Source organism: Pseudarthrobacter sp. GQ63, from assembly GCF_059758765.1.
On record NZ_JCAXEF010000023.1, the window covers coordinates 1 to 14448 of the forward strand.

The following is a 14448-nucleotide window of genomic DNA, read 5'->3' on the forward strand; positions in this document are numbered from 1 at the left end:
CGCCCACCACCTCCAGGTTCGGTGAGGTCGCTGGCTGAGAGACGGTGACGGCTTAGCGTCGCGTGGGCCTCCAGCACAGAAGTAAAGGAATTGCAGCCCCGGGACATTCCTGCGATGTCCCGGGGGGGCTCACAGAACCAACGGAACGACCGTCGCAGGTCAGGCAGGTTGATTGCGTCGTCGTCGGCACGGCCTTCGTTACCACCGCAATAGCCTCCGAAAGGAACCAAGGACACGATGGTTGCTACCGCGGTGGCCGCTGGACTAGCTGGGCAATAGAGGATTCGACGAAGCTTGTCCCCGGTTGAAGTATTGCCAGCCCAGCTCCTCCAGTGCTTCAAGGCAGGTCAAAGGGCAGTGTTTTGTATGCGGTTTCTTTGTTCATGTTCCAGCCGGCGACGATGCCGGAGCCGATCATTTGGTCGCTGAGGCGGGCGAGGCGGTAGGCGGGGTCGGAGTCGAGGGCCAGTTGGAGGAATTGATGGGCTTTGCTGCCTCTACCTTCCCACCAGTTGATGTAGCCGATACCGGTAAGGACCGGTGCTGCGTGTTCGGGGCTAGTGAGGGTGTAGGCGTGCAGGAGCAGCTGCTGGGCCCATTCGATGCGTGACCACTTGGGCGCCGCGTGGGTTTGGGCGAACAGGATCTGCTGCATGGGTTCGTCCACGCCTGGGATGTCTGCGATGAGGCGGTCGCGGATTGTTGGAAACTGCAGGTTAGCGACGAGGGCCTGGCAGTCCTCATCACTGGGGAAGGCTTTGGAGTCGAGCATGTCTGCCCAGAGTTTCCGGCCTTGCAGGAGCGCGGCGTCTTTGGGCTGAGTCCTGATGGTTTCCATGTGGCGTTCGACGGCGGCAGCTTTAGTTGCTTCCTGGTTGTTGGTTGGGAGGGTGATGTGGTCGGTAGGTTCGATGAAGCTGCCGCGGTAGATGAATTCGGCGTTGATCGCGCTGGTCTGGGTGGAGTTGATGGGCAGGGCGAGGCTGGTGCCGGGTTCTCCGTCGTAGGGGGAGAAGGTTTCGTCTCCGACGAAGAGTCCGTCCCGGATCTTGATGCCTTGTTCGGCGAGGACCCCGGTGAGAGCGGCGATGGTCCCGGCCTGGGGCCTCACCTGTCCGGGGTGGGCGGTCTCGCTGGTGTAGACGGCAAAGAGGATGGACGTGGCGGTGGTGTCGCTGGTCAGGTAGTGGGCGACGGTGCGTGCGTAGGGGAGTTCCTGACCAGTCTGTCGGGGGAGGTCGATGCGCAGGGTCGCGCCGATGCTGTTCTCGTTCAGGGTGATGCAGACCAGGCTTTCCTGAGGCCAGAAGCCTAGGGTGTGCCCGATGAAGCTGAGCACATCTGATGGTGTTGTAATCGTGAGCTTTTCCATGATGCCGTGTTTCCCTTCACCCTGGTGTTGCCGTGTTTTCTGCGGTTGTTGGTTCTGGCGTCGTTCTGGTAAGGGACCAACCGCTGGGATGAGGGGCCGGAGTGCAACTTGGGGGACCGGCCACGGGACGAAAACTTCGACCGGAGGCAGTGCTTCGGTCTTTCAATGATGAAGTTTTCGGTTCCGGGGTCGGCGCGGTAGCGCCCTGGTTGCGCGGAGGACCCGCCCAGCGATCATGGGGCCTATCAGAATGACAAGCAGCGATGCAGCTTTCACTCATTCATCGGAGTAGGAAGATCCAGCAACATGACGGTGGGGCGATGGCCAAGCTGCAATTTGTAGCCACCGGATTCAATAAAAGGGGCCGGCAAGGGGGCGCATCCCGAAAGTTGGATTTGAAAAGTAAGAGTCTAGGTCTCGGGGGTGCGGTTCAAATGCCGCCTCGCGTAATGCATGAAATCCATACGCGCCGTGCCGCTGCCGAACTTGCGGAGCTGGGGCACGGCGCGTGGGCAATAGGCAGGGGGCTAAACGTTCCCAGAAACAGGGTTTTCAAGTGGATCGGGCACATCGGCGTCAGGGTAACGACGGATTGGAACCCTCGACGATGAACCAGAAATACTCCACGGAGATCAAGATCCCCGCCGTCGAGCCTTTCCTGATCGGAACGTCAAACCCCAAGTGATGAAGGATTTCGAGATCCGCAGTCATGCAGCCTTGGACAGGTGGATCAGGGCTTATGGAAAAGACGGCCCAGAAAGGCTGGAGCCCAGAAAGCCCACCGGCCGGCCGCGAAAGCAGAGGACGCTGGCTGCACAAGAAACCCTCGAGGAGAAAGTGCGACGACTCGAGATTGAGAACGCAGCACAAAAAAATTGCAGGCTTCGGCGGCCCTAGGGCGACCACGCGAATCAAGGTAAGCGTGGTCGCCTGGCTGGAGCAGATATACCCCATCAAGGCCCTGCTGGTCTGCGTGGATTTGCCTGCAAGCACCCACTACCACCATCCGGGCTTTAGCCATGAAAGATGACAGTTACGTCACGCGCAGGACCCTGGGCAAAGTATTTTCGATGAAGCGCACGGTCGCTACGGGCACCGCAGGATCCGGATCGAACTGGCAACACGGCACGGCATCCACATGAGCGGCAAGACAGTACTCAGGGGAGTGACCATGGCAGCATGCAAGGTGAGCCCGCGGGTTCGTGAAGACGTTGACAGCCCGGTTGAGCCGCAACGGACCGCACGGTCGCTGGGCACGGGAGTCTGGTGCTCGCAAAACGCGGCCTCGGAACGGGCCCTATCATCGTGTGGCCGGACGGTCAGAATATGGTGACTACCACAGGGGCCTACTTGTGAATCCGCTGGCGCCGAAGGCGACGACGCCGGTGCGAGAAAGCCGCTAGGCCCCGTCGAAAGTCACATGTCCGCCTCTCGTATTGGAAAGGGAGAAGGGTTCGTGGTGATCATCTCGATGTGAGGGCGAAGGACATTGACCCAGGCGGCATACCCGGCGCCACTCAAGTGGAGATTGTCGAGGGTGTAGTCCGGGTTGAGGACACCTGCGTCACCTTCCAGTGCGGGCCACAAATCGATCCACGTCGCGGAATGCTCTGCTGCGACGCTGACAAGCGCCAAGTTTAGGGCCTGGATCTTCGTGGCGTATTTCGCTCTGCGCGGCATGACGCTCTGCAGGTAGATTGCCGTCGCGGGACTTTTTGTGCGGATTGTCTGAAGGATGGCTCGGACGTTGTCGACGATCTCGCTCTGTGGGATTCCCAGGGCCAGGTCGTTCGTGCCGATAAGGAGGAACACTGCTGCCGGAGTGTTTGTGACGGCAGTGTGCATTCGCGACATCACCCCCGCTGTCGTGTCGCCGCCAATCCCGCGATTGCGTAGTGGGGTGTGCAAGAACCACTCATGCCACAATCCACCCTCCGTGATGCTGTCTCCGAGAAAGACGATCTCGCCGTCGCCAACCTCAAACTTTTCAAACTGTGAGGCGCGCGTCCGTTTGTTCAAACCCAGCAGCTTCTCCGCGGTCCACTGCGCAAACTTGCCCATTGCATTGCTCCTTTTCCTACGTGGCCGGCGGCGCACCGTCGACCACTCTTGACAAAATTTCTAGGCCCATCGACGCGCCGCGATTGATACGGTGGCCGGCTCGTACCACCACTACGCAGAGTACGTGCACCCTCTGGCCGAGTTCGGCCCGTCTCGAATCGTGTGTTCGCGGTCAAGAAGCTGTGCCGAATCGTGTTCCCGACAGTAAGAAGCAAACCTTGGATGCACCCATTAACGGCAGCAACCTTGTAGTCAATACCTATTTCTCCAGCCAGGACCCGGAAAACCTGAAGCCCGGGATCCCCTCAGCTTCTGGGTGGCGCCAGAAACCCTGATCTGGAGTGTGGATGCGGTCATGCCGGACGAATCCTGATTTTGGATCTGGATCGACGGTGGCACGGGACGGCGCATGATTGATTCCCGGGATGTGGCTGCCGTTGAGCAAATGCGCACCACCCTCAAGGGGTTTTAGCCCGCGTACGTGGACGCAAGTGGGAGAGATGACCCCTTCCCGCAACTGAGACCTTCATTCACAATGGTGGTCTCGCCCTCGTCAAGAGCGCGATCGTCCTCGACGTCGGGTGTGGTCATTCAGTGGTTGTTGTCTTCGTCCTTACGAATGAATGAGGACAGCAGCGTCTCTATAGCACCTGGTAGATCGATTTCGGGGTTGTATAGCCACTGCAGCTGCATGCCGTCGATAGAGGCTATAAACAGACTCGCCAGAACCTCCGAGGGTGCATCAACTTGCAGGCGGTCTGATGCCCTGAGTTGGTCGAATGCGCCGGCCAGATAGAGACGTAGCTTTTCGTAGCGGTCATGGTACATCTCGTGTGCAGGGTGGTCCGGTGCGGTGCCTTCTGCTGCGATGACGCTGTGAAGCTGGATGATGCCTGGGCGGTTGACATTGTCCCTGACAACATCGAGCTGGCCGCGGAAGATGTCGCCGCTGCCTTTGCGGACTAATGCTGTGGAATGTGCTGAATGTGCTGCCAAGACGCCCTTGAGCAGTTCTTCCTTGTTGGAGAAGTGGTGGAGGAGCCCGGCCTGGCTGATCCCCGCGCGCTCGGCCACGTCTTTAAGCGTGGCACCGTTGAATCCGGCCAGGCCGAAGGCGTCGATGCAGGCTTCGAGGATCTTTTCGCGAACCTCGGCTGACTTGGCGTACGGCCCCCGAGCTTTGCCCGTGCGTCTTCCGGTGGTCTGGATGCTCATCGGACAATCCTACTTTCTCAGGGGCTACGGAACGGGCTTAGGCCTAGGTAGCCTTCCCCCTCCGCGGCGGGAAGGCTACCGTTAGCGGCTGATCAAGGCCCATTCATGGAGGCGTTTACGTTGTCGTATTCGCCGCTAAACCCGCTGTGAGCCCTGCGCCGTGGCTTTTGGCGATGCCGCCCAGCCAGGCAAGGCTGGGCTTTGGAGTGCGGGCAAAGGTTTTACGGTCCACAGCAATCAAACCGAAGGTCGGCTCCCAGTGGCCCCATTCAAAGTTGTCCAGTGCGCTCCAGTGCAGGTACCCGTGGACGGTGATCCCTTCCTCCCTTGCGTCGAACAGGTGACGAAGCGCTTCGGAGGTGTACGCGATGCGGCGGTCATCATCCGGGGTCGCGAGGCCGTTCTCCGTGATCAGGATAGGCACGCCATGCGTCACTTCCCAGGCGTGACGTACAGCTATACCCAGCGCTTCGGGCCGATAGGCAGTACCCACCATCGTGTTGTCTGGGCTCGGCGCCGGCGGCACGGGCCCGTTCTGATCTACCTCCTGGGTGGAGTATGCCTGAACGCCGAGGAAGTCATCCCCTCGGGCGCCTTCCAGGTAGAGGTCCTCGCGGGCGTACCGCTCAACCTCGAGGTATTTCTGATTTTCCGGTGTTGAGTACAGCGCCTGGTTCGCAACAGTCCAGCCGATACGAGCCGGGATCCGGCGCTTCAGCTCGGTACGGGCAGCGTGGTGGACCTCCACGAGGCGGTGACCGATCTCCACGGATGGTCTCGGGAGAATGAACGCCTCGCCCTGCTGCACCGTGGGGGTGAGCATGTCCGGCACGGCATCGGAATTGATCACGCGGCTCATCAGGATCATGAGCGCAAGCATGTTTGGCTCGTTGAGCGTGCACACCCAATCAACACCGTCAAGGATCTCCGACACCTTTGCTACGTATGCGGTGAAGCGGTCAACAGCTGTGTCCCCGAGCCATCCGCCTTCCTCAATGAACCAGCGGGGACTGGAGAAGTGATGCAACGTCACAACTGGGGTGAGACCCAGCTCGAGGGCAGTCTCAATCATCCTCCGGTAATGGGCGAGTTCAGCAAGGGAAAACTGACCGGGAAGCGGCTCCACTCGAGCCCACTCGATTCCAAACCGGTAAGCGTTGAGCCCGGCGTCAGCAAGTAGCTGCATGTCTGCCCGGTAGCGGTGGTAACTGTCAACCGCGTCCCCACTGGGTGACATACGGGGGGATTTTTGCTCGTAGACCCACCAATCGCTGTTGAGATTGTTTCCCTCGATCTGGTGGGGGGCAGTTGAGGCGCCCCAAAGGAAGTCCTTCGGAAGAGTCATCGTTGTCCTTTTCCTTTCATTATCAGAATATTTCTAGCGGTCGGTTTCGGCGTCTGCGGGAGCAGTTAGGGGTGCCAATGCGACGCCAACCTGCGCCGACAGCGCGGCTGCCGAAAGTTGCGCGGGACTAGTTGGTCCGAGGCGCGATTACTTCGAATTCCGCGCAATTGTTCGTCTCGGATGACCCACCGATCCAGACGTCGAAGGTGCTGGCGTCCTGGACGTAGCCCCGGGTGGCCGAGCTCCAGTAGCGTAAGTCGTCGCTGGTAAGGGTGAAGTGAACAGAGCGCTTCTCTCCGGGGTCCAGGGTGATGCGTTCAAATCCTTTGAGTTCGCGGACTGGACGTGAGGACGATCCGTAGCGCTGATGAATATAAAGCTGAACCACCTCGTCGGCAGGACGCTCGGACGTGTTCGTTACCTCCACGGAAAGGGATAATTTTTCTCCGATGGTGATGACGTCACGGTCGGGGAGAACCTGGCCGTAGCCAAAGTTTGCATAACCCAGCCCATGGCCGAAGGCGTACAAGGGTGTACTCGGCTCGTTGAAGTAGCGTTTGCCCTGCTCGTCAGGGTGGAAGGTTCGGTTGTGCGCGTAGATCATCGGAACCTGCCCTACGTGTCGTGGCCACGTGAAGGGCAGCCTTCCGGCGGGGGATGTATCGCCCAGCAGTACTGCGGCGACTGCCTCCCCGCCGCGGGTTCCGGGATACCAAATCTGCATGATCGCAGGGATGTTCTCGTCAGCCCACTGAAGGTCCAATGGTCGTCCGGACATCACCAGCAGGACAACGGGGGTACCTGTGGCGCTGATGCGTTGAAGTTGCTCAAGTTGCCGTCCGGGCAGGTCGAGGGTGGATGTGGAGGCTGTCTCGCCGATCTGGTTCTGTCGTTGGCCGACAACCACGATGGCGACGTCAGCCCCCGCTGCAAGGTTCACCGCCCGCTCGATTTCTGCGTCGTCGTCGTGTCCGGTGGGTGTCCTGCTGACGGTGGGGTCCATCTGGTCGAACGGCGAGGGGTGGGAGCGGTCCGGAATGCCGGCTCCTGATGCGTACTCCACTGCCGCGTATCCGCGGAGACGGTCGCGGAGGCCTTCTAGGATCGTGACGGATTCGTCCGTGTCCTGGTCGAAGACCCATGGGCCGAGGGTGTCGCGTTTGCTGTCGGCCAGCTCTCCGATCACGGCAACCGATGTCAGTTCCTCTTGGAGGAGGGGAAGGGTGCCGGCTGTGTTCTTGAGCAAGACGAATGACTGCTCGGCAGCGGTCCGTGTCGCGGTCCGTGTTGCGGAATCGTTGAGCACCGTGGCGGCGGCAGTTTCATCCACGTAGGGATTTTCGAACAGGCCGAGTTTGAACTTGGCGGTGAGCACGCGACGTACGGCCGTGTTGATCACCTCTTCGTCGATCGTTCCGCACGCGACGGCTTCCGTGAGGTGGTTGTAGGCGGGATCGAACATGCACATTTCGACGTCGAGGCCTGCCTGGACGGCCCGGGCTGCGGCGTCGGTGAGGTCCTTTGCATGGTGCTGGGTGACCATGGACCGCACTGCGTTTGCGTCGGAGACGGTGAATCCGTCGAAGCCGAGTTCCTCCCGTAGCACGTCCGTAAGGAGCCACCGGTTGCCCGATGCCGGCACTCCGTTGAGGTCCATGTAGGCGCTCATCACATTGGCGGCACCAGCTTCCACGGCTGCGCGGAATGGTGGGATGTACACGTTCCACAGCTCTGAGTCGGAAATTTCAGCGTCGTCGTAGTCCCTGCCGCCCCGTGATGCGCCGTAGCCTGCGAAGTGTTTTGGCCCTGCGAGAATGCGCTCATGGGAAAGGTCGCCCTGGAAGCCGCGCACCTGGGCCGCTGCCATGGCAGAGCCGAGAACCGGATCTTCTCCCGCGCCTTCAACAATGCGGCCCCAGCGAGGATCATGGGTGACGTCAATCATCGGCGCGAACGTCCAGTTGATGCCTACCGCCCGTGCTTCGCGTGCGGCTGCAGCCTGGGCAAGTTCATTCATCCGGGGGCTCCACGTCGCTGCCAGGGCGATGGGTACTGGGAAGATGGTCCGTAATCCGTGAATGACGTCGTACCCGACCAGCAGCGGGATGCCGTGTTCGGTCTCTTCTACGGCAATTCGCTGAAGCTGATTGGTGATCGCCGCTTCCTTGGCGAAAAGCACCGCGCCGCTGCGCCCGTTGCGTATCTCGTTTTGCACCATGATGGGCTGCTGCAGAAAGGCTCGTCGTTCCTCGGGGACGGAGTCGATATCGAAATCCGCGGGTAAATTCAGCGCGACGCCCATATAGAAGTATTGGGTGAGCTGGCCTGCTTTCTGTTCCAGAGTAAGGCGGGCAAGCAGGTCCTCGACGCGGGCCTCGACCGGCAGGTCGGCGTTGCGGTAGGCAAAGTTGGTCATGATGTCCTTGGTCTAGATGGTTGGCGCGGGGAGGCGCTCGTTCGCTGGGGTTGGCCGCTGCTAGGCCGTTTGTGCCTCTGCGACCATGCGTTCGATGCGTTCGGGCTGCACGTGAATGCCTCTGCCGGCGAGCATCATGGAGAGCATGGTTTTCAGGGGTATCTCTGCGATGACTCTCATGGTGTCGTCGTCATGCTCAGCTTCTTTGGGTTCCAGGAACTCGTAGAGCATTTTCCGCAGAGCCTTTGCTCCAACGGTGTCGGAGTACCATTCGCCCATGGTTGAGTCCAGGTCGATGCGGGCGGCGGGTTCCGTTGAGTCCAGGTAGAGGGCCGAAACCAAGCGCACGTCGCGGGATGATGCAGCGGCCTGAATTTCGTACTCGCCCGCCGACCTGACCCATCGGCTGTGTTCAACACTGTAGAAGTCGAGATTCTCCAGTGGAACCGTCACCGTCACGGAACGCCGCTCTCCAGGCTCAAGGGTTACCCGCTCGAATCCAACGAGCTCGTGTGCCGGGCGGTCGACCGATGACACGGGTGGTGCTGCGTAGATCTGCACGGTTTCGGTCCCGGGCCGTGACCCGGTGTTGGTCACGTCCAGCTGTGCCCTCAAGATCGAGGACGCGTGGTCCGCCGTGATGTTCAGGTTGCTGTATTCGAAGCTGGTGTAGGTCAGGCCGTGGCCGAACGGATACGCCACGGGGTGGCCCACGGTGTCGTAGAACCGGTAACCAACATAGATCCGTTCTCCGTAAAGCACTGCGTCTTTGTCGCCCGGGAAGTTCAGGTAGGTTGGCGTGTCTTCGATCCGGAGGGGAATGCTCTCCGCCAGCCGACCCGAGGGCGCCACTTTGCCAAGCAGCAGATCAGCTGCTGCTGCTCCGCTGGCCTGGCCCCCCAGCCACATCTCAAGTACAGCGCCGACCATGTGGTCCCACCTGGACGTGGAGACCACTCCTCCGTTGGAGAGGACGACGACTATGCCCGGGTGCACCTCGGTAAGTTGATCGAGCAGGCGCAACTGGTTGGCAGGCAGATCGATGCTTTTCCTGTCAAAGCCTTCGGATTCTTCGGCATCAGGAAGGCCGAGGAACAGCACAACATCGTCCCCCCGGGATGCCGCCGCCGCCGCCGCCGCGACGGCGCTGCCCGCGAGAGCATCATCGGCTGCCCCGTCGAGGAGGAAACCGGGTTCGAATACCACCTCCTTGTCGGGTAGGTGGTTGCGGAGGGCGTCCAGCGCATTATCGACCCGGGTGGGAACAAGGTGGGAACTTCCTGCCCCCTGGTAGCGGGGGGTCCGGGCAAACTCCCCGACGACGGTCAGCGAAGACGTCTGTCCGGCCAACGGCAGGACGCCGTTGTTGCGAAGCAGGACGGCTGATTCGATTGCCGCACGCCGGGCGAGGTCATGGTGCGCTGCTTGATCGACCTCCGTTGCCGGCGTTGAGGAGGACCAGCGCTTGGCCAATGCGATGATTCGTGCGGCGGACCTGTCGAGTTTCTCTTCGGACAGATCCCCGCTACCCGCTGCGGCGATCAGGGCGCGCGCGCTGACGCCTGCGTTGCCGGGCATTTGCAGATCCAGGCCTGCACGAACGGAGGCTACAGGATCCTCCACTCCTCCCCAGTCTGAGACCACCGCACCCTGGTACCCCCACTCATCGCGAAGCACTTCGGTCAGCAGCCAGTGATTTTCCATGGCCCGCACGCCATTGATCCTGTTATACGAGGCCATCACTGTCGCGGGTTTTGCCGCTTTCACTACACGTTCAAAAACCCTAAGGTGCAGCTCCCTGAGGGTCCTTTCGTCAACCTCGGCGCTGATGCGCATGCGCCCGGTTTCCTGGTCATTAGCCGCGAAGTGTTTTAAGGAGGCGCCGACACCACCTGACTGCAGTCCGTTGACCCAGGCCGTTCCGAGCTCTCCGGCGAGGAGTGGATCCTCGGAAAAATACTCAAAATTCCGGCCGCACAGAGGGCTGCGCTTGATGTTCAAACCTGGCCCCAGAAGGACGTCCACTCCAAGGGCCCGCGCCTCTGCGGCCAGGGCCCGCCCGATCTCTGAAAGAAGATCACGGTTCCAGGAGCACGCTGTCGCCGATGCCGTAGGAAATGCTGTCGCGGGCAGGCTGGCATTGAGCCCCAGATGGTCGGCCTTATCATCCTGTCGCCGCACCCCGTGAGGCCCATCGGAGAGGTAAACGGACGGGATACCTGCGGACTCTACTGCAGCGGTTTGCCAGAACCCGTCGCCCGAAAGCAGCGCGGCTCTTTCCTCGAGGGGGAGCGAACGGACAATGTCATTCATTTTGTGAAGATCTTCCATTAGTTGTGCGACCCGCTCATATCAGCGGGTGATTTCGTAGTGGCGTACCGGAGGCCGTGGCCGAACGGAAAGAGGGGATCGGATGTATCGAAGGGTACGTCCGTCCTGCTGGCCTCCACCGCCGCCATCGATCGGGGCAAATCAACCGGAAGTTTGCCTTCGGGCTGCGCGTCCCCGAACAGGACTTCGACAAATGCGTGGTCGTGGGTTCCAAAAGAGCCAAGGACGGAGGTGGCTGCCTCCAGTCCGGACAGCACGGCGGGCCGGTCGAGGAACACATCGACAACGGTGGGTACGTCGGCCGCCAGTGCATTGACGTGGTCGATAACGTCTGCCGGGAACTCCAGGCTGCCCCGGTGCATTGAGCCCAGGAATGCTCGTGCGGGATCCGAATAGTCGGGTGCAGAAACACGGACAATGGCCACATCGGCCTCGGCCGGAGATTTGACCACAACGGCAAAGCCCTCAAAAGTTGTCACGTCCATACCTTCTGCGTACACCCTGATACCAGGTGTTAGAGGCAGAAGGGGCTGACCTGACGTCTCTGTCAGGCCGTTTTTCAGCAGGACAAGCGAGGCTTGCTGGGCACGTTTGCCTGCGTCAACGTGGTCCGGGGATCCGACGATCTCGATGGCAGCCTCCTCGTCAACGAAGCGCTTTTCGTCGAACAATCCAAGGCGGAATTTTTCGCCCAGAAGCCGCCGCAGTGGAACGTTAAGGTCCGACTCGTGCACAAGACCTGTTCGGATGGCTTCCAAAAGGATGCCTGGGTCTTTCTCACCGCCAAATTGGTCCACACCAGCCTCGAGCAGGCGGGCCACCCGCTCCGGAGCCGACAGGTGCTCGACCCCCCAGGCCCGTGCCGGGAAGTAGTCACCCATGCCTGTAATGACGCCAAAATCGGTGCAGACGATTCCGTCGAACCCCAACCGCCGGCGGAGGAGATCGGTGATGATGCCCTTGTTGTAGGAGAACCCCACTTCTTCCCATTCCGTGCCGGAGGGAAGACCGTAGTAGGGCATCAACTGAGAGATGCCTGCATCGATGAGGGAGATGAACGGCGCGAGGTGGTAGTCGAAACGGCCGCCGGGATAAATCTGGTCCCGGCCATCGGAAAAGTGAGGATCGAGTCCGTCTTTCTGCGGCCCGCCGCCAGGGAAGTGCTTTCCCATCCCTGAAACGGAGTGCACACCGACCGTTTCGCCTTGGAGTCCACGCACGTAGGCCAGAGCAAGCGATGTGGTGAGCTCCGCGTCTTCGCCAAAGGTCTGCATGATCCTGGCCCAGCGCGGTTCAGTGGCGAGATCTACCTGCGGGTGCAAAGCCACCCGGATTCCCACGGCTGCGTATTCCTTGCGAACAACGTCCCCAAAGAGTTCGGCAAGTTCAGCCGAACCAATGGCCGCAACCCCCAAGGGCTCGGGCCACTGTGAGAAGCCACCTGCGGCGCTGGACGTGAGTCTGTTCTCGCTGACTGAATGGCGCGGATCCGATGAAACGGTTACGGGGATGCCGAGCGGGTGCTCAAGTGCGATCCGCTGCAGGTGGTTGTGCCAGGCTGCGAGCTCGCGGGCATCGTCCACGGCGCCCTGGACAAGGAAGTGCGTGATGCCGTGCTCACGCATCAGGATGCCGGCTCCCGGCCGTCCCCACTGGTCTGAGCTGTCCGGGGATCCGAGACCCACATCAGCATGAAAGAGCAGGGCCGCTTTGTCCTTGAGCGTCAGAAGGGACATAAGATCCGACACCCGGTCGGCAATCGGCAAAGAAGAATCGGTGTAGGCACGATCAGCCTTGTACATGGAAGCCTCCCAAGAGCGCAGGCCCTATTGCCTGCGCACCATCACTGTAGGAAGAAAGACAACGAATATCAACCGCACGTTCGATATTCGTTGCCAACACTAAGCAACATGTTCCTCGCTGCAGGCGAAGAGAAATACTTTCAGAAGGGTCTTCCGTCGCCCAAGTTGCTTGTGATAAGTTCTCTCGCGACTACCAATAGCGAATGCATGATCGAAATTCAGGCCAAGTGGCCACTTCGAATCGCATCAGCTGATCAAGGAGGATCAACATGCCCAATCAACACCCCGAAGCGCTGCCCCGGGACGAACACCTGGGGGAACACGCCGCAACTGACGTCATAGCTGACGGAGAGGCGAACCCCCTGGTCAGGCAGGCCGACGTCCCTGGCCACGCTGCGTCCGTAGACGGCCAGAGTACGGGGCAGGACTACGCCCCCCGAGAAAAGGTCGGGCCCAAGTACATCTGGCTTATGGTGCTGGCGACCTTTGGTGTCATGGTCGCCCTCGTGACACCTATTGCTATCTCGCTCGCCATCCGCGTTCAGGAACTGGTACCCGGCCAGGAAGAAGTCCTGGGTTACGTCCTCGGAGCAGGCGCAGCAGCCACCGTCTTCGTGGCACCTCTTGTGGGCATGCTGAGCGACCGCACCCGAACCCGAATCGGCCGCCGGCGCCCCTACATGATCGGGGGCGGCATTCTGGGCATGATCGCCCTGTTCATCATTGCCGGGGCCCCCAGCGTCCTGATCCTCGGACTCGGGTGGGTCATGGCACAAATCGGGTGGGGAGCAATCGCGCAAAACGCGCTTATCTACACCCAGGCTGACCGCCTCCCTGAAGAGCAACGCGGAAAAGTTGCCGGCATGGTCGGCTTCGCGACCATGCTCGCGCCAATTATGGGCGCCGGTATTGCATCGTCACTTGTAGGCAGCAATTACATGATGTTCCTGATCCCCGGCGGAGTCGGCCTGCTGTTCCTGACTCTCTTTGTGATCTTCATGGGCGGCGATGACAGCCGTGAGATGCCGATCATCAAACCCCTCAGCCCCTCTCAGGTTCTCCGCAACTTTGTCTTCGACCCGCGCCAGTATCCTGACTTCGCGTGGAACTGGCTCGCCCGTGTGTTCTTCAACATCGGCGTGGCACTGGCTACGACCTTCACCACCTTTTTCTTTGCCGCGCGGCTCGGTGCGACGGTAGCTGAGATCGCGGGGTTCGTCGTGATCCTGTCCCTCGGCGGAGTCCTGGCGGCGGCACTCGGTGCCCTCGGAGGTGGATGGGTCTCAGACAAGATCAAGAAGCGTCGCCTTCTCGTCCTCATCTCCGGCGCCTTGTTCACCACCGGTGCACTGGTGATGTCGTTTGCTCCCGAACTGCCGGTGATCTTCGCCGGGGCCATGATCACCAACATCGGCCTTGGCATGTTTGCCGCGATTGACCAGGCTCTCGCCCTGGACGTGTTGCCCGAACGTGACACAGATGCCGGCCGCTTCCTGGGGATCCTTGGATACTCAACGTCTCTGCCGCAGGCAATCGGCCCGCTCATTGCGCCCGCTATCCTGCTGGTCGGAGTGGCCGGCGGCGACAAGAATTACACACTGCTGTTCATGGTCGCCGCGGCGTGCACCCTCATTGGCGGCATGATCGTGATGCTCAAGGTGAAGGGCGCACGCTGACCTCACCCGGTCAACTGCCTCGCGTCGGACCAGCACAGCCTGCTGCCCCTCCCTTAACAGTAGAGAGGGGCAGCAGCCCGCATTGTTCTCCCAGCTTAGACCGGCGTGATGCACAGTGTTGGGCCCAGGATTTAGTAGCGGCCCAGGCATCCCAAGCTCACCGGCGCGACTCAAACTTCTTTTACTTCCCCTCGTCCATCCTCGCGTTGCAGTGAATGAAAGGTACGGAG

9 protein-coding genes are annotated in these 14448 nt (G+C 60.7%); 2 read left to right on the forward strand and 7 right to left on the reverse strand.

Features of this window, described 5'->3' with window-relative positions:
* Window positions 1-337: 337 nt before the first annotated feature.
* Window positions 338-1372 carry a DUF4192 domain-containing protein gene (locus AC6CHP_RS20285; RefSeq protein WP_498231914.1) on the reverse strand — a complete coding sequence of 345 codons (1035 nt, stop codon included), beginning with the start codon at window positions 1370-1372 and terminating at the stop codon, window positions 338-340.
* 1063 nt (window positions 1373-2435) lie between these two features.
* Between AC6CHP_RS20285 and AC6CHP_RS20290 the strand changes: the two genes are divergently transcribed.
* Window positions 2436-2705 carry a helix-turn-helix domain-containing protein gene (locus AC6CHP_RS20290; RefSeq protein WP_498231963.1) on the forward strand — a complete coding sequence of 90 codons (270 nt, stop codon included), beginning with the start codon at window positions 2436-2438 and terminating at the stop codon, window positions 2703-2705.
* An 83-nt stretch (window positions 2706-2788) separates the two neighbouring features.
* Here the strand turns inward: AC6CHP_RS20290 and AC6CHP_RS20295 are convergent, their stop codons facing one another.
* The 6 genes from AC6CHP_RS20295 to AC6CHP_RS20320 all read right to left on the reverse strand — a co-directional run bounded on the left by AC6CHP_RS20295 (window position 2789) and on the right by AC6CHP_RS20320 (window position 12542).
* The gene (locus AC6CHP_RS20295; protein ID WP_498231916.1) at window positions 2789-3433 is read right to left on the reverse strand and encodes a GDSL-type esterase/lipase family protein; all 645 of its coding nucleotides are present in this window, start codon (window positions 3431-3433) and stop codon (window positions 2789-2791) included.
* A gap of 591 nt (window positions 3434-4024) precedes the next feature.
* Window positions 4025-4648: a TetR/AcrR family transcriptional regulator gene (locus tag AC6CHP_RS20300; RefSeq protein WP_498231918.1), complete on the reverse strand. Its 624-nt coding sequence runs from the start codon at window positions 4646-4648 to the stop codon at window positions 4025-4027.
* A gap of 115 nt (window positions 4649-4763) precedes the next feature.
* Entirely contained in the window at window positions 4764-5993 is a 1230-nt protein-coding gene (locus AC6CHP_RS20305; RefSeq protein ID WP_498231920.1) for a glycoside hydrolase family 1 protein, read from the reverse strand.
* Between the two features lie 127 nt (window positions 5994-6120).
* Window positions 6121-8409, reverse strand: a complete 2289-nt coding sequence (locus tag AC6CHP_RS20310; RefSeq protein WP_498231922.1) for a glycoside hydrolase family 3 N-terminal domain-containing protein — start codon at window positions 8407-8409, stop codon at window positions 6121-6123.
* 60 nt (window positions 8410-8469) lie between these two features.
* Window positions 8470-10740 carry a beta-glucosidase family protein gene (locus tag AC6CHP_RS20315; protein WP_498231924.1) on the reverse strand — a complete coding sequence of 757 codons (2271 nt, stop codon included), beginning with the start codon at window positions 10738-10740 and terminating at the stop codon, window positions 8470-8472.
* Window positions 10740-12542: a glycoside hydrolase family 3 protein gene (locus tag AC6CHP_RS20320; protein WP_498231926.1), complete on the reverse strand. Its 1803-nt coding sequence runs from the start codon at window positions 12540-12542 to the stop codon at window positions 10740-10742. The genes AC6CHP_RS20315 and AC6CHP_RS20320 overlap by 1 nt, the downstream gene beginning before the upstream one ends.
* 269 nt (window positions 12543-12811) lie before the next feature.
* Here AC6CHP_RS20320 and AC6CHP_RS20325 point away from each other — a divergent pair, with 269 nt between their 5' ends.
* On the forward strand, window positions 12812-14218 hold the full coding sequence (locus tag AC6CHP_RS20325) for an MFS transporter (protein ID WP_498231928.1): 1407 nt from the start codon (window positions 12812-12814) through the stop codon (window positions 14216-14218).
* Window positions 14219-14448 lie beyond the last annotated feature (230 nt).

Excerpts from the sequence above, each read along its gene's own strand:
- AC6CHP_RS20285 (WP_498231914.1), bottom strand. The coding sequence starts at position 1,372 with ATGGAAAAGCTCACGATTACAACACCATCAGATGTGCTCAGCTTCATC.
- AC6CHP_RS20295 (WP_498231916.1), bottom strand. The coding sequence starts at position 3,433 with ATGGGCAAGTTTGCGCAGTGGACCGCGGAGAAGCTGCTGGGTTTGAAC.
- AC6CHP_RS20300 (WP_498231918.1), bottom strand. The coding sequence starts at position 4,648 with ATGAGCATCCAGACCACCGGAAGACGCACGGGCAAAGCTCGGGGGCCG.
- AC6CHP_RS20305 (WP_498231920.1), bottom strand. The coding sequence starts at position 5,993 with ATGACTCTTCCGAAGGACTTCCTTTGGGGCGCCTCAACTGCCCCCCAC.
- AC6CHP_RS20310 (WP_498231922.1), bottom strand. The coding sequence starts at position 8,409 with ATGACCAACTTTGCCTACCGCAACGCCGACCTGCCGGTCGAGGCCCGC.
- AC6CHP_RS20315 (WP_498231924.1), bottom strand. The coding sequence starts at position 10,740 with ATGGAAGATCTTCACAAAATGAATGACATTGTCCGTTCGCTCCCCCTC.
- AC6CHP_RS20320 (WP_498231926.1), bottom strand. The coding sequence starts at position 12,542 with ATGTACAAGGCTGATCGTGCCTACACCGATTCTTCTTTGCCGATTGCC.
- AC6CHP_RS20325 (WP_498231928.1), top strand. The coding sequence starts at position 12,812 with ATGCCCAATCAACACCCCGAAGCGCTGCCCCGGGACGAACACCTGGGG.